The sequence below is a fragment of the Oleiphilus sp. HI0061 genome (assembly GCF_001635675.1).
The window spans coordinates 1-326 of the sequence record NZ_LWFE01000832.1 but is presented as its reverse complement, the minus strand read 5'-3'; the positions used below and the strand labels follow the sequence as shown (position 1 = coordinate 326).

Below are 326 nucleotides of genomic sequence, written 5' to 3'. Positions count from 1 at the left end.
CGCCGGTTATCTCAACATAATCAATATAATTTCTATCCCATAATGGTTCAAACATGCCATTAGCAAAGCGAAAAACCAGTAGGTTTTGAACGGTCTCTTTTCCCAAATAGTGATCGATACGATAAATCTGGGATTCATCAAAATAGGAATGCAAACCATGGTCTAGCTCGATTGCAGATTCCAAGTCATAACCTAGAGGCTTCTCGACCACGATGCGCTTCCAGCCTTCACACTGATCCAACAATTGACTCTTTGACAAGCAATCAGGGATCACGGTAAACATACTTGGCGGCATCGCCATGTAAAACAAAGTATTGTGCGGTGTC

Annotated in this window: 1 pseudogene; it reads right to left on the bottom strand. The window is 42.3% G+C overall.

Annotation, left to right across the window (positions count from 1 at the left end):
- A pseudogene (locus tag A3735_RS09970) lies at window positions 1–326 on the bottom strand (glucose-6-phosphate dehydrogenase); the annotation flags it as partial.